The organism is uncultured Aggregatibacter sp. (genome assembly GCF_901873365.1).
Taxonomy (GTDB): Bacteria; Pseudomonadota; Gammaproteobacteria; order Enterobacterales; family Pasteurellaceae; genus Aggregatibacter.
Genome location: NZ_CABFLM010000056.1, coordinates 1 through 19,866 on the forward strand (window position 1 = coordinate 1; position 19,866 = coordinate 19,866).

Sequence of the window (19,866 nt, forward strand, 5' to 3'; positions counted from 1 at the left end):
CCCAAATCAGCTGCCATCACGCGGGTTGCCGCTTCAAGAGAGGCTTTGGCTAAACACATCACGTTGTAGTTTGGAATCGCACGTTCTGCACCTAAGTAGGACAGCGTTAATAATGCTGCATTTGGATTCAAATACGGACGTGCCGCTTGTGCCATCGCCACGAAACTGTAGGCACTGATATCGTGGGCAATACGATAACCTTCACGGGTTGCCGCATTCACATAGTCTCCATCTAATTGATCGCCCGGTGCGAAGGCGATGGCGTGTACAAAACCATCGAATTTATCCCAATGTTTGCTTAATTCTGCGAAGCAGTTTTGAATGCTTTCATCGGTGGCAACGTCTAACGGAAGCACGATGTTTGCGCCGAATTCTTTGGCAAATTCTTCAACACGCGGTTGTAATTTTTCATTTAAATAAGTGAAAGCTAATTCTGCGCCTTGCTCTTTCATTGCTTTTGCAATGCCGTAGGCGATAGAACGATTGCTGGCGAGACCTGTAACTAAAATACGTTTACCTGTTAAGAAACCCATAATATTTCCTGTGATTTGCGTTAAAAATTGCGGTGTAGTATAAGCGAAAACGCTTTTGAATACAAAGCCGACCAATTTATCAAAACAAAAAAGCACTTATTCAGTGGTGAATAAGTGCGGTTGAATGTTACGCTAATTTAGCTAAAACACATGCGGTCAGTCTATAAAATATGATGAAACCATAGAATTATACCGCGCTTTCCTCTAGAATCAATCCGTTCATTTAAACGGTTGCATGGCAATTGAGAATATGGTGAAAGCGTGAATTAAGTGCGGTAGATTTTTTTTCTAAATCTTGAATTTAACGAAATCATCTCCATATAGAGCCAAATTAGCAGAATAGAAAAGAGAGTATGCGATGAGAACAAAAAAATCAGAATTACAAACCATACCGGTATTGCCATTGCGCGATGTCGTTGTGTTTCCTTATATGGTGATGCCGTTATTTGTGGGAAGACCAAGATCTATCCATAGCCTTGATGAGGCGATGAATCATGGAAAGCAGTTATTGTTAGTATCGCAAAAACAGCCGGAATTGGAAGAACCCGGTATTGATGATTTATACGATGTCGGCACCATTGCCAATATTATCCAGTTGCTCAAACTGCCGGACGGCACCGTGAAAGTGTTAGTGGAAGGACAGCAACGTGCACAGATCTATCAATTGGAAGATACCGGTGAACATTTTCAAGCGCAAATTAAGCCGATTGAAAGTACGCTTGGCAATAAAAAAGAATTACAAGTTGTTCACAAAGCAGCCTTAGATGAATTCCAAAACTATGTGAATTTGAACAAGAAAGTACAGCCGGATATTCTTTCCGCACTTCAACAAATTGAAAATTTGGAACAATTAAGTGACACCTTAGCCTCCCATTTACCGGTTTCCGTTGCCCAAAAACAAACCGTATTAGAAATGACCAATGTAGTGGAACGTTTTGAGTATTTGTTGGGTTTAATGCAGTCCGAAGCGGATCTATTACAGGTGGAAAAACGCATTCGTAGTCGCGTGAAAAAACAAATGGAAAAAAGTCAGCGCGATTATTACTTAAACGAACAAATTAAAGCCATTCAAAAAGAGCTTGGCGAAGAAGAAAATGCGATAAGTGAAATTGAACAGCTTCGTCAAAAAATTGAAGAGGCAAGAATGCCTTTGGAAGCTCGTGAAAAAGTCGAAGCTGAATTGCAAAAACTGAAAATGATGTCGCCAATGTCGGCTGAAGCCACTGTTGTGCGCAGTTATATTGACTGGATGATTCAAGTGCCTTGGCATAAACGCTCCAAAGTGAAAAAAGATCTCGCCAAAGCGCAAGAAATCTTAGATGCCGATCACTACGGTTTGGAACGCGTGAAAGAGCGTATTTTGGAATACCTTGCCGTGCAAACCCGTTTAAATCAATTAAAAGGGCCAATTCTTTGCTTGGTAGGTCCCCCTGGTGTCGGTAAAACTTCTTTAGGACAATCTATTGCCAATGCAACTGGGCGTAAATATGTGCGCATGGCATTAGGCGGCGTGCGTGATGAAGCGGAAATTCGTGGTCACCGGAAAACCTATATTGGTTCCTTGCCGGGCAAATTGATTCAAAAAATGGCAAAAGTCGGTGTAAAAAACCCGCTCTTTTTGTTAGATGAAATCGACAAAATGTCTTCTGATATGCGTGGCGATCCAGCTTCTGCTTTATTAGAGGTATTGGATCCGGAACAAAATGCCCATTTCAACGATCATTATTTGGAAGTGGACTACGATTTATCCGATGTCATGTTTGTAGCGACCTCAAACTCCATGCACATTCCAACGCCATTATTAGACCGTATGGAAGTGATTCGTTTATCCGGTTATACAGAAGATGAAAAACTGAATATCGCCACTCGCCATTTGATCAACAAACAAATGGAACGCAACGGATTAAAAGCCGGTGAATTAACCATTGATGACAGTGCGATCGTGGATATTATCCGCTATTACACTCGTGAAGCCGGTGTGCGTAATTTAGAACGTGAAATATCGAAAATCTGCCGTAAAGCCGTAAAAACCTTACTGTTAGATAAGAAATTAAAATCCATCAAAGTGACGGCGAAAAATCTACACGATTACCTTGGTGTGAAACGCTTTGAATTTGGTCGTGCAGATACGCAAAATCGTGTTGGCGAAGTCACTGGTTTGGCATGGACGGAAGTCGGCGGCGATTTACTGACGATTGAAACCGCCTCCGTGCCGGGCAAAGGCAAACTCAGTTACACTGGCTCCTTGGGGGATGTCATGAAAGAATCCATTCAAGCGGCAATGACTGTCGTACGCGCCCGTGCAGACAAATTGGGCATTAATCCTGAATTCCATGAAAAACGTGATATTCATATCCACGTTCCGGACGGTGCAACACCAAAAGATGGCCCGAGTGCCGGGATTGCTATGTGCACCGCATTAGTGTCCTGTTTAACCGGTAATCCGGTGAAATCGGAAGTGGCGATGACAGGTGAAATCAGCCTACGTGGCAAAGTATTACCAATTGGCGGTTTAAAAGAAAAATTGCTGGCAGCTCACCGTGGCGGTATTAAAACTGTCATTATTCCAAAAGATAATGTGAAAGATTTGGAAGAGATTCCGGAAAATGCTAAACGTGATTTGAACATTCACGCAGTAGAAACCATTGATGAAGTGCTAACTATTGCATTGGAAAATCCACCGACCGGTGTAGAGTTTGTCAAACTTGAGCCAATTTCTACGGTGAAAAATAGCCGCCGGAAGAAAGGCATTGCACCAAGTGCGGTCAATTAATGAAAAGTTTTTCAACACGATAAGGATCTATAGAGTAGCGTGCAACTTGTTGCACGAAATCGTGAATACCCGAAAGGGTTAAATAATGTTCCGTGCGTGGTTTGGTCGTGCATCAAGATCCACGCTACGCACGAAATCGTGAATTGCGCATCGAGGTTAATTATTCGTGCAACAAGAATCGTAGCGTGCAACTTGTTGCACGAAATCGTGAATACACGAAAGGGTTAAATAATGTTCCGTGCGTGGTTTGGTCGTGCATCAAGATGCACGCTACGTACGAAATCGTGAATTGCGCATCGAGGTTAATTATTCGTGCAACAAGAATCGTAGCGTGCAGCTTGTTACACGAAATCATGAATACCCGAAAGGGCGAAATCACGTTCCATGCGTGGTTTGGTCTTAAAATAAACCGCACTTTAATGTAATTTATTAAAGTGCGGCATTTTTTTGTACATTTTTCTATGTGCTTTCTAGGCTTTCTTTAGGTTCGTTCTCTGTTTTTTCTTTATTCAGCAACAACCGTTCCGTTTCAAAATCATGATGCAGCGGTTCGATATCGGGCATGGTTTTGTTGGCTTTGGCAGAAAGTGCTTTAAAGCGTTCCACTTTGCCCATCAAGCCCTGTTGCCCCACGAGCGCCGTGACAGCACTGTTGTAGTGCGAACTGACGGTGGAAAGGCTGTTTCCCACTTTCGCCAAACGCTCTGCGAGTAAGCAGATTTGGTTGTAAATGTCGCCGGCTTTTTCGCTGATTTCACGGGCTTCCGCATTACCGCGCTCCACCCGCCACAGATTCGCCACCGTGCGTAAAATCGGCATCAGCGTGGTGTGTGACACCATAATGACATTTTTGTCATAACCATAACCGAACAAACTCGGGTCCATTTTTAAGGCTTCAATGTAAGCCGGTTCCACGGCAATAAACATCAACACGAAATTCGGGCTACGCACGCCGATAAGGTTGCTGTAATCTTTGCGGGATAAGTCGTCGATGTGATTACGCAACGCCTTAATATGCTCGCGCAGAAACGCCTGACGTTCGATTTCATCTTCTGCACAGACCGCACTTTCATAGGCGTTAAGCGACATTTTACTGTCGATAATCAAATGTTTCTCATCCGGTAGGTTAAGAATAAAGTCGGGATAATTGCGCTTGCCTTCTTCGTTTTTAAAATGCGCCTGTGCGGTGTAATGTTCATCTTCCACCAAGCCGGCAGATTGCAGCGCCCGCTCCAACTGCATTTCCCCCCAGTTACCAAGGGTTTTCTTTTCCCCTTTCAGAGCGGAAGTCAAATTGTTCGCTTGTTGCGACATACTCAAACCGATTTCCAACACTTTCTTAATTTCTGCTTCCAAGCCCGCGTTGCCCTTAAGGGATTCCGAATGAATTTCATTCACCCGTTTTTGGAAGCTTTCAATTTGCTCACGGAATGGCTTTAACAAGCTGTCCATCGATGCTTGGTTCGTTTGCTGAAAACGCTGGCTTTTCTCTTCTAAAATACGATTCGCGAGGTTTTGAAATTCCGTATTGAGCTGCTGTTTGGTTTGTTCAACATGTTGTTGCTGCTCGACAAAATGCTTTTCTTTTTCCGTTAACGTGGTTTTCAATTCCGCCAGTTCCTGCGAAAGTGCGGTGTGTTTTTCCGTTAAATTTGCCAGCGATTCTTCTTTGCGGACAATCTGCGCTTGGCTTTGCGCAAGTTGTCCGCGCAAGCTGTCCGCCTGTGCCGATGCCACACCAAAACGTTCTTTCAGCGTCGTTATTTGTTCTGCGATGGCGGAATGGCGCGCCTGTTCTTCGTTTAGTTCCGTTTGCAAATACTGTACTTTTTCATCCCGTTCATTTAAGCGAATTTGTAGTCCATCCGCCGTGGTTTGCGCTTTCACTACCTCTTGTTCTAATTGATTTTTACGGGCAGTAACGGCATCAAATTTTTCTAATAAGCGATTAAAATCCTCAATGTTTTTATTTAAATCCTGTTGTAATTCTAGGCTATCCCGTTTCCGGCGCGCGCTGACAAAAAGTAAAATAAGGCAAAGCACGCTCAATGCGACGCAAACGCCCAATAACACATTTAAATCAATATCCAATGCAAATTCCCTCCTGATATTGGGCGTTAGTATAAAGGAAATCCGTGGCCTTTGCCGACCTTTTGCTTTTTCATTTCGTGGGTGGCGAAAGGCGCAAAACTTGCGGTAGAATGATGCTCGAACCATTTTAATATTTGTCGAGAAAAATCACCGCACTTTTAGGGCATGCCATGAACCAACCTTTATTTCAGCCTACCAAACACGAGGAACACTGCCCGCAGTGCGGTGCGTTGTTGCAAATAAAACAAGGGAAAAAGGGACTGTTTCTCGGGTGTTCTGCCTATCCGCAATGTGATTATTTAAAACCGTTACAGACTTCCAACGAAGTAAAAACCCTCAAAATATTGGAACAAACCTGCCCTCAATGCGGCCATTTATTGGCGTTAAAACAAGGGCATTTCGGCATGTTTATCGGCTGTAGTAATTATCCGGAATGTCATTTTGTGGTGCATGAGGAAGCAGAAGAGGAAACGGAAGAACACGTACCTTGCCCGGAATGTCAAGAAGGGCAGTTAGTGGCGCGGCGTGGTCGTGCCGGCAAGCTATTTTACGCCTGCAACCGTTTTCCGCATTGTAAGTTTTCCGTGCCAACTAAACCTTATTTAGTGGATTGCCCGCAATGCCATGGCAATTTAGCCTTATTAAAAAAACAACAGGGCAAACAACACACTTGGCAATGTGTGAATAAAACCTGCCGCCACATTTTTACGACCGAGTAACCTCATGAATTTACAAGAGATTGTTAACCATTTAAAAAATCAGCAAGTCGTTGCCTACCCCACCGAAGCGGTTTTTGGCTTAGGTTGTAATCCAAACAGCCAAAGTGCGGTGGAAAATTTACTTGTTTTAAAACAGCGCCCGATGTCAAAAGGGCTGATTTTAATTGCGCCAAGCACGGATTTTTTGTTGCCTTTTATAGATAAAAGCCGTTTGATGGAACCGCATTGGCAACGCTTAACTACGCAATATGATCGACCAACCACATGGGTCGTCCCGGCAAAAACGACGACGCCCAAATTTCTTACCGGCGATTTTAACAGTATTGCGGTGCGCATCAGCCAACACCCTGCCGTTAAGCTGTTATGCGAACAGGCGGGCTTTGCTCTCACCTCCACCAGCGCCAACTTAACCGGACGGCCGCCTTGCCGCACAGCACAAGAAGTGACACAACAATTCGGCACGGATTTTCCGGTGCTGGATATGCCTGTAGGCGGCGCAGTAAATCCGTCCGAAATTCGCGACATTTTCACCAACCAAGTTTTTCGTCAAGGATAAATTATGTTATATGCCGTTTGGGGCAACCCGATTGCTCAAAGCAAGTCGCCGCAAATTCATCGCATTTTTGCCGAACAAACCACACAACACGTGCAATACGACGCCATGTTAGGCGACGAACAGAATTTTGAACGGCAATTATTGGCGTTTTTTGCGCAGGGTGCCGCTGGATGTAATATCACCTCGCCTTTCAAAGAACGCGCGTTCAAGCTGGCAGATGCACACAGTGAGCGTTGTTTGATGGCGGAAGCCTGCAATACGTTGAAGAAATTAGACGATGGCACGCTGTATGCGGACAACACCGATGGCGCAGGACTGGTGACGGATTTGCAACGACTGAATTGGCTTAAGCCGAATCAAACCCTACTCATTTTAGGCGCAGGCGGTGCCACAAAAGGCGTATTGTTACCGCTTTTATATGCACAGCAAAACATTGTGATTGCCAACCGCACTTTAGCCAAAGCGCAACTGTTGGCAGAAAAATTTTCGCCTTACGGCAATATTCGTGCCGTAGAACTGAGTCAACTTCCCACGCAATCCTTTGATGTGATTATCAATGCAACCTCCTCAGGTTTACACGGCGGCACAGTGGCAATTAACGATGAGATTCTACGTGAAGCAAAAGCGGTTTATGACATGCAATATGACCGACAAAAAGACACGCCGTTTTTGGCACGCTGTGGTGCGTTAGGCGTGCAAAACCGAAGCGACGGTTTCGGCATGTTGTTAGCGCAAGCAGCGCATTCATTTTATTTATGGCGAGGCGTAATGCCAAATATTACGCCATTATTTGAACAGTTATAAGACTATTGGCGCGTTTTCGCTTGTAGAATGCCATCTGTGATAATCAAGAGCATGGCAAGGACCAAACAAATAAACAGCGGATAACTTTGCGCATCAATCTTTTCACCAATTAATAAGGAAATTCCCACCATCAGGCAAGGCTCTACATAACCAAGTAAGCCCAGCAAATTCATCGGCAAATGATTGCTGGCAAGAATGTAAGAATTAAGTGCCGTGCCGCTAATTAAGCCAAGCAGTAGCAATAAAACCAAAATATTTGGATTGCTTTGTTGTACTTGGGCAATATCCACTTGCCAGGCGAAGTAAATACAAAATGGCAAAAGGGTCAACATTTCTAAGAAGAATGCCGCAAGATCGGTGATTTTCCACATTCGTCGTACCACAAAGTAAGAGGTATATCCCACGCAAATTACCAACGCCTCCCAGGAAATTTCCCCTTTTAAGGCAATGTTGGAAATCACCCCCACGGCGGCAATCAGTACGGCTAAGAACTTAATGCGTGAAATCCGTTCTTTAAAAATAATTCGCGCTGCCGCTACCATCACTAAAGGCAGCAATAAATAACCAAAAGAAACACTCAACGAGCTACCATTATTAGGTGCCCACAAAAATAGCCACATTTGAAAGCCCATCAACGCACCGGTAAAGAGAAAAGCCAACGCAAAGTGCGGTTGTCTTTGAATACGTTTTAAATGGGCAATCAGCGCCATTTTTTGTTTAAACAAAATCACAGCAGCCGCCACAAAAGGCAAAGTAAATACAATGCGATAACCGAAAATATCTGTGCCACTCAAAGGCAGCAACAGCGTAGAAAAATAATACATGTAGCCAAACAGCAGAGAGGCAAATAAAGAAAACGCAACGCCTTTTAGCATAAAAACTCCTTAAATCATGACCGCACTTTACGCTAATAACTGCCAAAATGCACGCACTAAAGGGCGTTCTAAGGCAGGCTTCAAGGCGCAAACACCGAGTTCAAAAGGGGGTATCGGTTCCTCTAACTGCAAGGTAGAAATTTGGCTGTTCAACGGGCTATTTTTAATCACCACGTCGGGCAATAATGCCAAACCACAGCCCAATGCCACCATGGACACAATGCCCTCATGCCCCGCCACGGTGCCATAGATTTTCGGGTGGTTGATGCCTTTTTGTTTAAACCATTCTTCAATCCGCTGCCGTGCCATGCCGTCTAACGGCAAGATAAAAGGAACCTGTTGCCAATTGATGGGATCTTGCTGTAATAACTGCGTCGCCGAACATGCCACACGAGGCGCAATCATCGACAACGCAATATCATCGATATAATGAAATGTCACCGCACTTGGCAATACCGGCGGTTTCCCCGCTAATGCCAAATCCACCTTCTGCGCCTGGACCAAATGTACCGCCTGCGCCGGATCGCCTGTGGTCAGTTGAATTTCCACTTTCGGATAATGTGCACGGAATTTATCCAAAATCCCCGGCAAATGGCTATACGCCGCCGTCACCGAGCAATACAATTTGAGTTCCCCGCTAAGCTCTTCCTCTTGGGTATGCAACTGCTGTTGAAATAGCATCCAATTCTGCCACTGCTGCTGTGCAAACGCCAAAAACACCTCACCATTCGGCGTTAACGACACCTGTCGATTATCCCGCCACAAAAGTTGCTGCCCCAATTCTTCTTCGATTTTTTGAATTTGACGGGACAAGGTTGACGGCGACATATGGTGCAACGCCGCCGTTTTGGCGAAGTTTTGGGTTTGGGTGAGGGTGATGAAGATTTTGAGATCGTTAAAGTTCATAATATTTGTTTTGCTTAAGTTTGATTTGGGTTTCGTACTCAACGTCGTTGAGTACGAGTTCATTTTCTTTGCTTGCCCAAAGAAAACGAACCAAAAGAAAAGGCACCCCGGATAAGCCGCTTGACCTTATTTCAATGCAATTTTCTTGACGCTAAATTTCGAACTCGCTTCGCTCAAACAAAGCGAAATTTAGCTAAAAATTGCATTTCCATAATGGCGTCTTACACGGGGCCCCATTTTTCTGAGCATCATTCTAAAAATAGGATCGATTTTAAAATCGTTATTTCAAATAAAAACACTTAAAAAATTAACCGCACTTTAACGTTAATAATACTCGGACAAATTTAGGCCCCATCTGAACCGCCTGAGCGACTTGTAATTTTTAGGAAATTTTCGCCTGTTTGAACCGCTTGCGGTGAGTTCGAAAATTTCCGTTAAAAAAATTACAACCAAGCGAAGAACAGCGGTGAAGCTGGGGTGTGCTTTCTTTTTGCCTACTTTTACTTTGCACAAGCAAAGACAAAATCCTTAGATTTTGAACGTTGGCTTTGCCAACGACACGAAGTGCAAGCGTAGCGCAGTAAAAAGTAGGTCGCCCTAGGGCGAAATCCCTAGCACCATATGTAATTGCAAAAACCGCAACACAAAATCCCAATAATATCACTTTACGCAACACAAAAACACCCTATAATCACCCAAACCTAAACAAACACTCCCACACAAAAGGAAAATATCATGGCTAATTATTTCAATACCTTAAACTTACGCCAACAATTAGATCAATTAGGTCGTTGCCGTTTTATGGATCGCAGTGAGTTCGCAACGGAAGCGAATTTTTTGAAAGGCAAGAAAATCGTGATCGTAGGTTGCGGTGCACAAGGGTTAAACCAAGGGTTAAATATGCGTGATTCTGGTCTAGACATCAGCTACGCATTACGTCCGGAAGCCATCGCAGAAAAACGTGCGTCATTCCAACGTGCCACTGAAAACGGCTTTAAAGTGGGCACTTATGAAGAACTGATTCCAACCGCCGATTTAGTCATTAACCTCACCCCGGACAAACAACATTCCAAAGTGGTTGCTGATGTGATGCCGTTGATGAAAAAAGGTGCGGCATTGGGCTATTCCCATGGTTTAAACATTGTTGAAGTGGGCGAGCAAATTCGTCCTGACATCACCGTCGTAATGGTGGCACCAAAATGCCCGGGTACAGAAGTACGTGAAGAATACAAACGTGGTTTTGGCGTGCCGACCTTGATCGCCGTGCACCCAGAAAATGACCCACAAGGCGAAGGTTTAGAAATCGCCAAAGCTTGGGCGGCGGCAACCGGTGGTCATCGTGCAGGCGTGTTAGAATCCTCTTTCGTGGCGGAAGTCAAATCCGACTTAATGGGTGAACAAACCATCCTTTGCGGTATGTTGCAAGCAGGTTCTCTCATTTGCTACGACAAATTAGTGGCTGACGGCAAAGATCCGGCTTATGCGGGCAAATTAGTGCAATACGGTTGGGAAACCATCACCGAAGCCTTAAAACAAGGCGGCATCACATTGATGATGGATCGCTTGTCCAACAGCGCAAAATTGCGTGCGTTCGAGTTAGCAGAACAAATCAAAGAAGAATTGGCGTTCTTATTTGCCAAACACATGGACGATATCATCAGCGGCGAATTCTCCCGTGTGATGATGGAAGACTGGGCAAACGGTGATGCCAACCTCTTAAAATGGCGTGAAGAAACCGGCAAAACCGCTTTTGAAAACGCACCGAAATATGAGGGCAAAATCAGTGAGCAAGAATATTTCGACCATGGCGTGTTAATGATTGCGATGGTGAAAGCCGGTGTGGAATTGGCATTCGATACCATGGTAGCCAGCGGCATTTACGAAGAATCCGCTTACTACGAGTCCTTACACGAATTGCCGTTAATCGCCAACACGATTGCGCGTAAACGTTTATATGAAATGAATGTAGTGATTTCCGACACGGCAGAATACGGTAACTACTTATTTGCTAACGTTGCCGGCCCGATTATGCAAAAAGCATTGGTGCCGACTTTACGCAAAGGCGACATCGGTGAACCGACACCAACCGTGGAAATCGACAACATCACCTTACGCGATGTGAACGATGCAATCCGCAATCACCCGGTAGAATTAATCGGTCAAGAATTACGTGGTTACATGAAAGATATGAAACGAGTGTCATTGCAAGGTTAATGGAAACATTCATAATGTAAAAAAGCCGGCGATATTGCCGGCTTTTCTATGCTTGTGTGAACAGGATAAAACGCAATAGGCTGTTTTAAATATCCAAATTCGCTCTTAACGCATTACTTTCAATGAATTCGCGACGAGGCTCTACTTCATCCCCCATTAAGGTGGTGAATAACTGATCTGCCGCCACCGCATCTTTGATAGACACTTTCAACATGCGGCGAGTGTTTGGATCCATTGTTGTTTCCCAAAGCTGTTCCGGGTTCATTTCACCTAACCCTTTATAGCGTTGAATCATCAAACCACGGCGAGATTCTTTCATTAACCATTCAATCGCTTGCTCAAAAGAAGTTACTGCAACTTTACGTTCACCACGCATAACATAAGCATTTTCTTCTAATAAGCCGACCAATTTTTCACCCAATGCAATTAAGCGGGCATATTCATTACCGGTCACAAATTGGAAGTTCAAGAAATAATCCGTATCAATCCCGTGTGTTCTTACTGTTAATACCACTTCATGTAAGTTTCGTTCAGCATTGAATTGCAAACGATAGCTATAATGTCTGCCGTCAGTTTCTTTTCCATTTAAAGAAGCAACTAAATAATCAGCCCAAGAATTGACCGCACTTTCCTGTTGCATTAACGCTGTGGTCAACGCCGGTTGATAAATCAATTCTTTCAACACACTTTCCGGATAATAACGGCTCAAGCGGGTCGTCATTTTTTGTACTGCAAGATATTCGGAAGCGAGATTTTGTAACGCCACACCTTGCATGCCCGGTGCATTGTCATTCACATAAAGTGCCGCATTTTCCAACGCAATCGCCAATTCAAATTCCGCCATGGCTTCATCGTCTTTAATGTATTGCTCTTGTTTGCCTTTTTTCACTTTATACAACGGTGGCTGGGCAATATACACATAACCGCGTTCAATCAGCTCCGGCATTTGACGATAGAAGAAGGTTAATAACAACGTACGAATGTGTGAACCATCCACGTCCGCATCGGTCATGATAATAATGCTGTGATAACGCAATTTATCCGGGTTATATTCGTCACGACCGATACCGCAACCTAGCGCCGTAATCAATGTACCCACTTCCGCAGAAGATAACATTTTATCAAAGCGGGCTTTTTCCACGTTCAAGATTTTCCCTTTTAACGGCAGAATTGCTTGGTTTTTACGATTACGCCCTTGTTTTGCCGAACCGCCCGCAGAGTCACCCTCCACGATATAAAGTTCGGATAATGCCGGATCACGTTCCTGACAATCCGCCAATTTACCCGGCAAGCCGCCTAAGTCTAGTGCGCCTTTACGACGAGTCATTTCGCGCGCTTTACGTGCGGCTTCACGGGCACGTGCCGCATCAATAATTTTGGTCACGATGATTTTTACATCGTTTGGATTTTCCAACAAATAGGTTTGCAAATACTCGTTCATCAAAGATTCCACCGCACTTTTTACTTCGGAGGAAACCAATTTGTCTTTGGTTTGAGAAGAGAATTTTGGATCCGGTACCTTCACGGAAATCACGGCCACCAAGCCTTCACGGGCATCATCACCGGAAGTCGCCACTTTAGATTTTTTGGTGTAGCCTTCGTTTTCCATGTAGTTATTCAACGTACGGGTCATCGCCCCGCGGAAACCTGCCAAGTGCGTACCACCATCGCGTTGTGGAATGTTGTTGGTAAAGCAGTAAATGTTTTCTGCATAACCATCGTTCCATTGCAACGCAATTTCCACGCCAATGCCGTCTTTTTCTGCAGAGAAATAGAACGGTTTCGGGTGGATTGGCGTTTTACCACGATTGATATATTCCACAAACGCTTGAATACCACCTTCATAATGAAAATGGTCTTGTTTGTCGGTGCGTTCGTCAATTAAACGAATGGAAACGCCGGAGTTTAAGAAAGACAATTCTCTTAAACGCTTGGCTAAAATATCGTATTCAAATTCAATATTAGTGAAGATAGTCGGGCTTGGCCAGAAACGCACGGTGGTACCGGTTTGGGTGGTTTCGCCGATGACCGCTAACGGAGCAACGGGATCGCCAAGGCGATAAAATTGTTCATGCACTTTGCCTTGACGGCGAATAGTCAGTTGTAATTTATCAGACAATGCATTAACCACAGACACGCCCACACCGTGCAAACCGCCGGAGACTTTATAGGAGTTATCGTCAAATTTACCGCCCGCATGCAAAACCGTCATAATGACTTCTGCGGCAGAAACACCTTCTTCCGGGTGAATATCTACCGGAATACCGCGCCCGTCATCTTGCACGGAAACGGAATTATCGGAATGAATAGTCACGATAATGTCACTGCAATAACCTGCCAAGGCCTCATCAATGGCGTTATCCACCACCTCAAAAACCATATGGTGTAAACCTGTTCCATCGTCTGTGTCACCGATATACATGCCGGGACGTTTACGCACCGCATCAAGCCCTTTCAGCACTTTAATACTGTTTGCACCATAAGTTTCTGGAGTAGTTGTTGACATAATTCTTCTCTGTGTAATTCGTAAAAAATTGGGCGGGATTATAGCAAAATTTTGCGCAATTAGCTAAACATAACTGCACTTAAACGGCACGTAGGCTTATTCAGTTGCGCGAGCATTTTTATGTTCGCGGATTAAAGACAGAAACGCTTGTCCGAAACGCTCCAATTTGATCGTACCAACACCGTTAATTTGCAACATCTCAATATTGCTAACCGGTTGGTACTGCGCCATTTCTTGCAAAGTCGCATCGTTAAACACGATATACGGGGGAATATTTTCCTTATCGGCAATTTGCTTACGCAAGAAGCGCAAACGTGCAAATAAATCTTTGTCGTAAGAACCGACCGCACTTTTGTGCATCATCGCAGTGGTAACGATAGACGATAGACGTGGCGTCGCCAATTCCAACGGCATCTCTCCCCGCAAAATCGGCTTCGCATTTTCCGTTAACTGTAACGTGTTACCGTACTCGCCGATGATTTGGCGCACAAAACCCAAATGAATTAACTGGCGTAATACTGACTGCCAGTATTCCGTGCTGTGTTCTTTGCCGATGCCATACACACTCAGTTGGTCGTGTTGCTGATCACGAATTTTCTGATTATTCATGCCACGCAAGACGGCAATGACATAATGAGCACCATAACATTGACCGGTACGATAAATCGCCGACATGATTTTTTGCGCGTCCAACAACCCATCGTATTTTTTCGGTGGATCGAGACAAATATCGCAATTTTGACAGGCGGTTTGACGATGTTCGCCGAAATAATTCAATAAGACCAAACGGCGACAGGTTTGGCTCTCGGCAAATTCGCCGATGGCTTGCAATTTATGCTGTTCAATTTGGCGTTGTGGCGTTTCCGGCTTTTCCATCAACATTTTGTTCAGCCACACATAATCCGCCGGGTCGTAAAATAACACCGCTTCTGCCGGCAAATCGTCACGCCCTGCTCGGCCGGTTTCTTGATAGTAGGCTTCAATGCTACGCGGCAAATCAAAATGCGCCACAAAACGTACGTTGGATTTATTAATCCCCATACCGAAGGCGATCGTCGCCACCACCACTTGAATGTTATCCCGCTGAAAATCCCGTTGTACCCTTTCCCGCAAGCTATTTTCCATGCCCGCATGATACGCCGCCGCCCGCACCCCTTTGTTGCACAAGGTCTCCGCAATGCGTTCCACTTTGTTGCGACTGTTGCAATACACAATGCCGCTTTTGCCTTTTTGTGCCACCACGAAACGACACAGCTGTTCCATCGGCTTAAATTTTTCCACCAAGGTATAACGAATATTTGGGCGATCAAAACTCCCTACATGGAAGTGCGGTCGATTTAGGCGGAGATTTTGCAGAATATCTTGTTGCGTTGTAGGGTCTGCCGTGGCTGTCAGCGCCATAATCGGCACATTCGGGAAACTGCCTTTTAAGCCGCCAAGTTGGGTATATTCAGGGCGAAAATCGTGCCCCCATTGGGAAATGCAGTGCGCCTCATCAATGGCGATAAAGCTCACCTGACATAAGGAAATAAATTGGAAAAAGCTGTTGGTCATGACTTTTTCCGGGGACAAATACAACAATTTTAACTGCCCGGAAATCGCCCTATTTTGCACCTGTTGCTGTTCTTCAAAGGTTTGCGAGGAGTTTAAATAATCCGCTTCTACACCACTAGCGCGTAGCTGATCCACTTGGTCTTTCATCAAAGAAATCAACGGCGACACCACCAAGGTCATCCCATCAAAACACAATGCTGGAATTTGGTAGCATAACGATTTTCCCGTGCCTGTCGCCATGATGACCAAACAGTCCTGACCGTTCAGCGCCGCCTGGATAATTTCCTCTTGCCCTTTGCGGAAAGCTTGATAGCCGAACACCGAATGCAACACATTCTTTGCCGTCGCATAAAGTGCAGTGGATTTTGCCGACGATTTATCGAGAAAATCCACCGCACTTTTCATCGGTTCGTATGAGGTCAGGTGATTCATTAACCGAGCTGCACCTGCTCACCATGTTTAGCAAGCGCTTCGGTTAGCGCTTGCCAGAAGTCTAAGCCGTCGTTGCTGACCCAACGTCCATTTTTATAGGCAAAATGGAAACCGCCATTGTGGCTCGCCAACCATAATTCCAACAACGGTTCTTGTTTGTTGATCACTATTTGACTGCGATCGCCAAGCGTAATCGTGAACACGGAGCCTTGGCGTTCACAATCGGCGTCACAATCTTGCGCTTCTAGTTGCTCTTCAATTTCATCCCAAATTTGCTCGATTTTCTGATGAAACTCGATGATATTCATAAAATCACTCCAATAAATGACAGTAGGACGGAAATTATAAAGATTTTCTGTGCGTTGTGATAGCACAAAGCCGGATTTAGTGGTAAAAAGAACAGTCTAATTTGAGCACAAGGAACAACCAATGAAAAAACTGATTTCCGTATTTTTACTCATCACATTGTGTGTGCTAAGTACCGGCTGCGGCGTTAAAGGCCCATTATATTTTCCTGAACAAGACAGCGCTCAGAAAACAAGCAAATAACTTTTTATAGGCGACTCTATGGATTTTTTTCAATATAAAAACAATCAACTCATGGCGGAAAATCTGCCGGTCAAACAATTGGCCGAACAATTTGGCACGCCATTGTATGTTTATTCCCGAGCCACCCTTGAACGCCATTGGCACGCGTTTAATAACGCGTTTGGCGAGCATCCGCACTTGGTGTGTTTTGCGGTGAAATCCAACCCGAATATTGCGATTTTAAACGTGATGGCAAAATTAGGTTCGGGCTTTGACATTGTGTCCCAAGGGGAATTAGAACGTGTCCTTGCCGCTGGCGGTGACGCCGGCAAGGTGGTCTTTTCCGGCGTCGCAAAATCCCGCCAAGAAATCGCCCGCGCCTTAGAAGTCAATATTCGCTGTTTCAACGTGGAATCGGAAGCGGAATTATTACGTATTAATCAAATCGCCGGTGAAATGGGCAAAATCGCCCCGATTTCATTGCGCGTAAATCCGGATGTGGACGCCCATACGCACCCTTACATTTCCACAGGGTTAAAAGAAAATAAATTCGGCGTGAGCGTAGAACAAGCTCGTGAAGTCTATAAAGTAGCCGCTACCTTACCGAATATTAAAATTGTCGGCATGGATTGCCACATCGGCTCTCAACTCACGGAATTACAACCCTTTTTAGATGCGGTAGATCGCTTAATTGTGCTCATGGAACAATTAAAACAAGATGGTATCCATTTAAAACACTTGGACTTAGGCGGCGGCTTAGGCGTGACTTACACTGATGAAGCCCCGCCACATCCGACAGAATACGCCACAGCGTTATGGGAAAAATTAAGTGCATTCAGTGAGCTAGAAATCATCGTCGAACCGGGGCGCGCCATTACCGCCAACGCGGGCATTTTAGTCACCAAAGTGGAATATTTAAAATCTAACGAAAGCCGCAATTTTGCCATTGTGGATGCGGGTATGAACGACATGATTCGCCCGGCACTGTATCAGGCCTACATGAATATTTTAGAAATCGACCGCACTTTAGTGCGTGAAGAAAAAATCTATGATGTGGTCGGCCCAATTTGCGAAACCTCCGATTTCCTCGGCAAACAACGCAAACTTGCCATTGCGGAAGGGGATTATTTAGCCCAACGATCTGCCGGTGCCTACGGCGCAAGTATGTCTTCCAACTATAACTCTCGCCCAAGAACAGCGGAAGTGATGGTGGATGGTGATAAAGCGTATCTTATCCGCCGCCGCGAGGCTTTAAACGAATTGTGGCAATTAGAAAGCGTATTGCCGTAATGCAACATGAAACATAAAAATCCCGCAAACTGATTTGCGGGATTTTTTGTTAGTGGTTTGATGCTTTTAATTTCTCAATCGTTTCTTTATTGAAGAAATAATGCGTGCCACAACATTCGCATTGCATGTCGATGGTGCCTTGGTGTTCAGCGAGGATATGGTCGATTTCCTCTTCTGAAATTAACAACAAGGCCGCGCCTGAACGTTCTTGCGAACAGCCACAGTGGAAGGTCACCGATTGCGGTGCGAAGAGTTCAACGGTTTCTTCGTGGTATAAGCGGTACAATAATTCATCTGCGCTTAAACCAAAAATCTCTTCGTCTTTAATGGTGGCGGTTAAGGTGGCTAAATGTTCGAAATCGTCCGGTGAGCCTGAACCATCCGGGACGATTTGCAATAACACACCGGCGGCGACCGGTTTGCCGTCATATTCACCACTGCGGATAATCAGTTGTGTTTGAAGTTGTTCGGAACGGACGAAATAGTCTTCCAAACATTCGCTGATAGTGGGTTTGTCGAGGGGCACGATTCCCTGATAGCGTTCGCCTTCTTTCGGTGCAATGGTGATCACCAACACGCCTTTACCGATCATTTGGTGCAGGGTCATGCCGTTATCAATATCGCCTTGTAAACGGGCAAGCGCACGGATTTGCTGCTGATCGTTGCCGTTGACTAACGCCAGTTTTAAAGGGCCATCGCCTTGAATTTGCACAGTGATGTCGCCGTTAAATTTTAAGGTGGCGGTCAATAAACTGGTGGCGACCATCATTTCGCCTAATAAATTGCGCACGGCTTGCGGGTAATGATGGGTGTTTAAGGTGTCGTTGAACGTTTGATTTAAGCGTACCCATTCGCCACGCACTGCGCGGTCTTTGAATAGATAACGATAAAGTTGGTCGTTGTCTTTAGTATAAGTGGTCATCTTTTATTCCTAATTGAATGTTGTTCGCCAAATATAAGGGCGTTTCTCTCGATTACAAGGTGGCGCTTATGCTTGGTTTTGATGTTTGAATTTAAGTAAATCGCGACGTTCTTTTTTGTCTGGGCGGCGATCAGGGTGCGGCATGGACAGCGCGTTCATTTTGCGTGCCATGGCAAGTTTTTCTCGATTGGCAATGCTTTGTTCCGTTTCTCGGTAAAGCAGCTGTGCTTCCGGTGCGCTTCTCCGTTGGGTGGAAAGCGCCAACACAACGATTTCTTTTTCGTCACTGCCTTGGCGTATTTTTAGGGTGGCACCCACTTCTACGATTTTATTCGGTTTGCTACGTTGCCCGTTGTAATGGACTTTGCCTCCGTCAATCATTTCTTTGGCGAGTGTGCGGGTTTTGTAAAAACGCGCTGCCCACAGCCATTTGTCCAAACGCACAGCTTCTTTTTTTTCTTCTATTTGAGAATGTTTTGCCATGTTGCTGCGTCCTTACAGTAAAGTGCGGTAGTTTTTGACAGAGAAATGACGCTCAAAGGATTTGTCCGCCAAGGTACTGTCCGGATTTTCCACGCCGATGGTGTAGGCGATGCCAAATTTTTTAGCACTATCTAACACCGGTTCTGTGTCGTCAATAAAAAGGGTTCGGCTTGGATCGAATGGCGTGAATTGTTGCAAACGTTGCCACAAAGCCTGTTCCACTTTGGGCGCATTAAACTGATGGCTGGAGAGCAATAAATCAAAGTGCGGTGCTAAATCGCAGTGTTTTAATTTTTCTGCCAAACTGAACGGATGGCTGTCGGTGAGCAAAATTAATTTTTTGCGACGTTCGCGGGCGGCTTGTAAAAACGGATACACATCCGACCGCACTTTGATGTAGTCGCGCTGTTGTTGTAACAATTCGCGCAACGGTAAATCTAAATTTTTCGCCCAAAAATCAATGCAATACCATTGCATACTGAATTCCACCTGTTGATAACGGCGATGGATCAGTTCACGGCTTTGTTCCACGGAAAGCTTGAATTTGTCGGCATACGCCTGCGGCACCACCTTTTTCCAGAAACGATGATCGAAATACAGATCGATTAGCGTGCCGTCTAAATCCAGAATCACGGTGTCGATTGCTTGCCAGTCAAATTTTTGTTGCGCCATCCCTGTTG

General features: G+C 44.9%; 17 protein-coding genes. 7 read left to right on the forward strand and 10 right to left on the reverse strand.

Annotated elements, in window-relative coordinates; translation table 11 throughout:
• Positions 1-533, reverse strand: a 533-nt coding sequence (locus QZ106_RS04110) for an SDR family oxidoreductase (RefSeq protein WP_295974608.1), incomplete at its 3' end; no start/stop codon positions are given.
• Positions 534-891: 358 nt separating this feature from the next.
• On the opposite strand from QZ106_RS04110, the gene lon reads away from it, so the two are divergent.
• The gene (gene lon / locus QZ106_RS04115) at positions 892-3,306 is read left to right on the forward strand and encodes an endopeptidase La (RefSeq protein ID WP_295974611.1); all 2,415 of its coding nucleotides are present in this window, start codon (positions 892-894) and stop codon (positions 3,304-3,306) included.
• A gap of 459 nt (positions 3,307-3,765) precedes the next feature.
• Here the strand turns inward: lon and rmuC are convergent, their stop codons facing one another.
• Positions 3,766-5,397, reverse strand: coding sequence for a DNA recombination protein RmuC (gene rmuC, locus QZ106_RS04120; protein ID WP_295974614.1), 1,632 nt, complete (start codon positions 5,395-5,397; stop codon positions 3,766-3,768).
• A gap of 170 nt (positions 5,398-5,567) precedes the next feature.
• Between rmuC and QZ106_RS04125 the strand changes: the two genes are divergently transcribed.
• The 3 genes from QZ106_RS04125 to aroE are packed head-to-tail and all read left to right on the forward strand — an operon-like array spanning position 5,568 to position 7,476.
• The gene (locus tag QZ106_RS04125) at positions 5,568-6,116 is read left to right on the forward strand and encodes a topoisomerase DNA-binding C4 zinc finger domain-containing protein (RefSeq protein WP_295974662.1); all 549 of its coding nucleotides are present in this window, start codon (positions 5,568-5,570) and stop codon (positions 6,114-6,116) included.
• A gap of 4 nt (positions 6,117-6,120) precedes the next feature.
• Entirely contained in the window at positions 6,121-6,672 is a 552-nt protein-coding gene (locus QZ106_RS04130; protein WP_295974617.1) for a Sua5/YciO/YrdC/YwlC family protein, read from the forward strand.
• Positions 6,673-7,476, forward strand: a complete 804-nt coding sequence (aroE, locus tag QZ106_RS04135; protein WP_295974665.1) for a shikimate dehydrogenase — start codon at positions 6,673-6,675, stop codon at positions 7,474-7,476.
• A 2-nt stretch (positions 7,477-7,478) separates the two neighbouring features.
• Here the strand turns inward: aroE and rarD are convergent, their stop codons facing one another.
• Positions 7,479-8,351, reverse strand: coding sequence for an EamA family transporter RarD (gene rarD / locus QZ106_RS04140; protein WP_295974618.1), 873 nt, complete (start codon positions 8,349-8,351; stop codon positions 7,479-7,481).
• Positions 8,352-8,378: 27 nt separating this feature from the next.
• Positions 8,379-9,257: an HTH-type transcriptional activator IlvY gene (gene ilvY / locus QZ106_RS04145; RefSeq protein WP_295974620.1), complete on the reverse strand. Its 879-nt coding sequence runs from the start codon at positions 9,255-9,257 to the stop codon at positions 8,379-8,381.
• Between the two features lie 735 nt (positions 9,258-9,992).
• Here ilvY and ilvC point away from each other — a divergent pair.
• A complete protein-coding gene (gene ilvC / locus QZ106_RS04150) occupies positions 9,993-11,471 on the forward strand; it encodes a ketol-acid reductoisomerase (protein WP_295974623.1) in 1,479 nt (492 codons plus the stop codon).
• A gap of 85 nt (positions 11,472-11,556) precedes the next feature.
• On the opposite strand, the gene gyrB is transcribed toward ilvC, so the two are convergent.
• From gyrB to cyaY, 3 genes are all read right to left on the reverse strand, one after another.
• Positions 11,557-13,977, reverse strand: coding sequence for a DNA topoisomerase (ATP-hydrolyzing) subunit B (gene gyrB, locus QZ106_RS04155; RefSeq protein WP_295974625.1), 2,421 nt, complete (start codon positions 13,975-13,977; stop codon positions 11,557-11,559).
• 96 nt (positions 13,978-14,073) lie between these two features.
• Entirely contained in the window at positions 14,074-15,963 is a 1,890-nt protein-coding gene (gene recQ / locus QZ106_RS04160; protein WP_295974627.1) for a DNA helicase RecQ, read from the reverse strand.
• The gene (cyaY, locus tag QZ106_RS04165; RefSeq protein ID WP_295974630.1) at positions 15,963-16,271 is read right to left on the reverse strand and encodes an iron donor protein CyaY; all 309 of its coding nucleotides are present in this window, start codon (positions 16,269-16,271) and stop codon (positions 15,963-15,965) included. Before cyaY ends, recQ begins: the two co-directional genes overlap by 1 nt.
• Before the next feature lie 121 nt (positions 16,272-16,392).
• On the opposite strand from cyaY, the gene QZ106_RS04170 reads away from it, so the two are divergent.
• Together QZ106_RS04170 and lysA are read left to right on the forward strand one after the other, a co-directional pair.
• Positions 16,393-16,512, forward strand: coding sequence for a lipoprotein (locus tag QZ106_RS04170; protein ID WP_295974632.1), 120 nt, complete (start codon positions 16,393-16,395; stop codon positions 16,510-16,512).
• A gap of 18 nt (positions 16,513-16,530) precedes the next feature.
• Positions 16,531-17,781 carry a diaminopimelate decarboxylase gene (gene lysA, locus QZ106_RS04175; RefSeq protein ID WP_295974634.1) on the forward strand — a complete coding sequence of 417 codons (1,251 nt, stop codon included), beginning with the start codon at positions 16,531-16,533 and terminating at the stop codon, positions 17,779-17,781.
• Positions 17,782-17,830: 49 nt separating this feature from the next.
• On the opposite strand, the gene hslO is transcribed toward lysA, so the two are convergent.
• From hslO to yrfG, 3 genes are all read right to left on the reverse strand, one after another.
• Positions 17,831-18,703 carry an Hsp33 family molecular chaperone HslO gene (gene hslO, locus QZ106_RS04180; RefSeq protein ID WP_295974636.1) on the reverse strand — a complete coding sequence of 291 codons (873 nt, stop codon included), beginning with the start codon at positions 18,701-18,703 and terminating at the stop codon, positions 17,831-17,833.
• Positions 18,704-18,769: 66 nt separating this feature from the next.
• Positions 18,770-19,186: a ribosome-associated heat shock protein Hsp15 gene (gene hslR / locus QZ106_RS04185; RefSeq protein WP_295974638.1), complete on the reverse strand. Its 417-nt coding sequence runs from the start codon at positions 19,184-19,186 to the stop codon at positions 18,770-18,772.
• A 12-nt stretch (positions 19,187-19,198) separates the two neighbouring features.
• Positions 19,199-19,858 carry a GMP/IMP nucleotidase gene (gene yrfG / locus QZ106_RS04190; protein WP_295974640.1) on the reverse strand — a complete coding sequence of 220 codons (660 nt, stop codon included), beginning with the start codon at positions 19,856-19,858 and terminating at the stop codon, positions 19,199-19,201.
• Between the last annotated feature and the right edge of the window lie 8 nt (positions 19,859-19,866).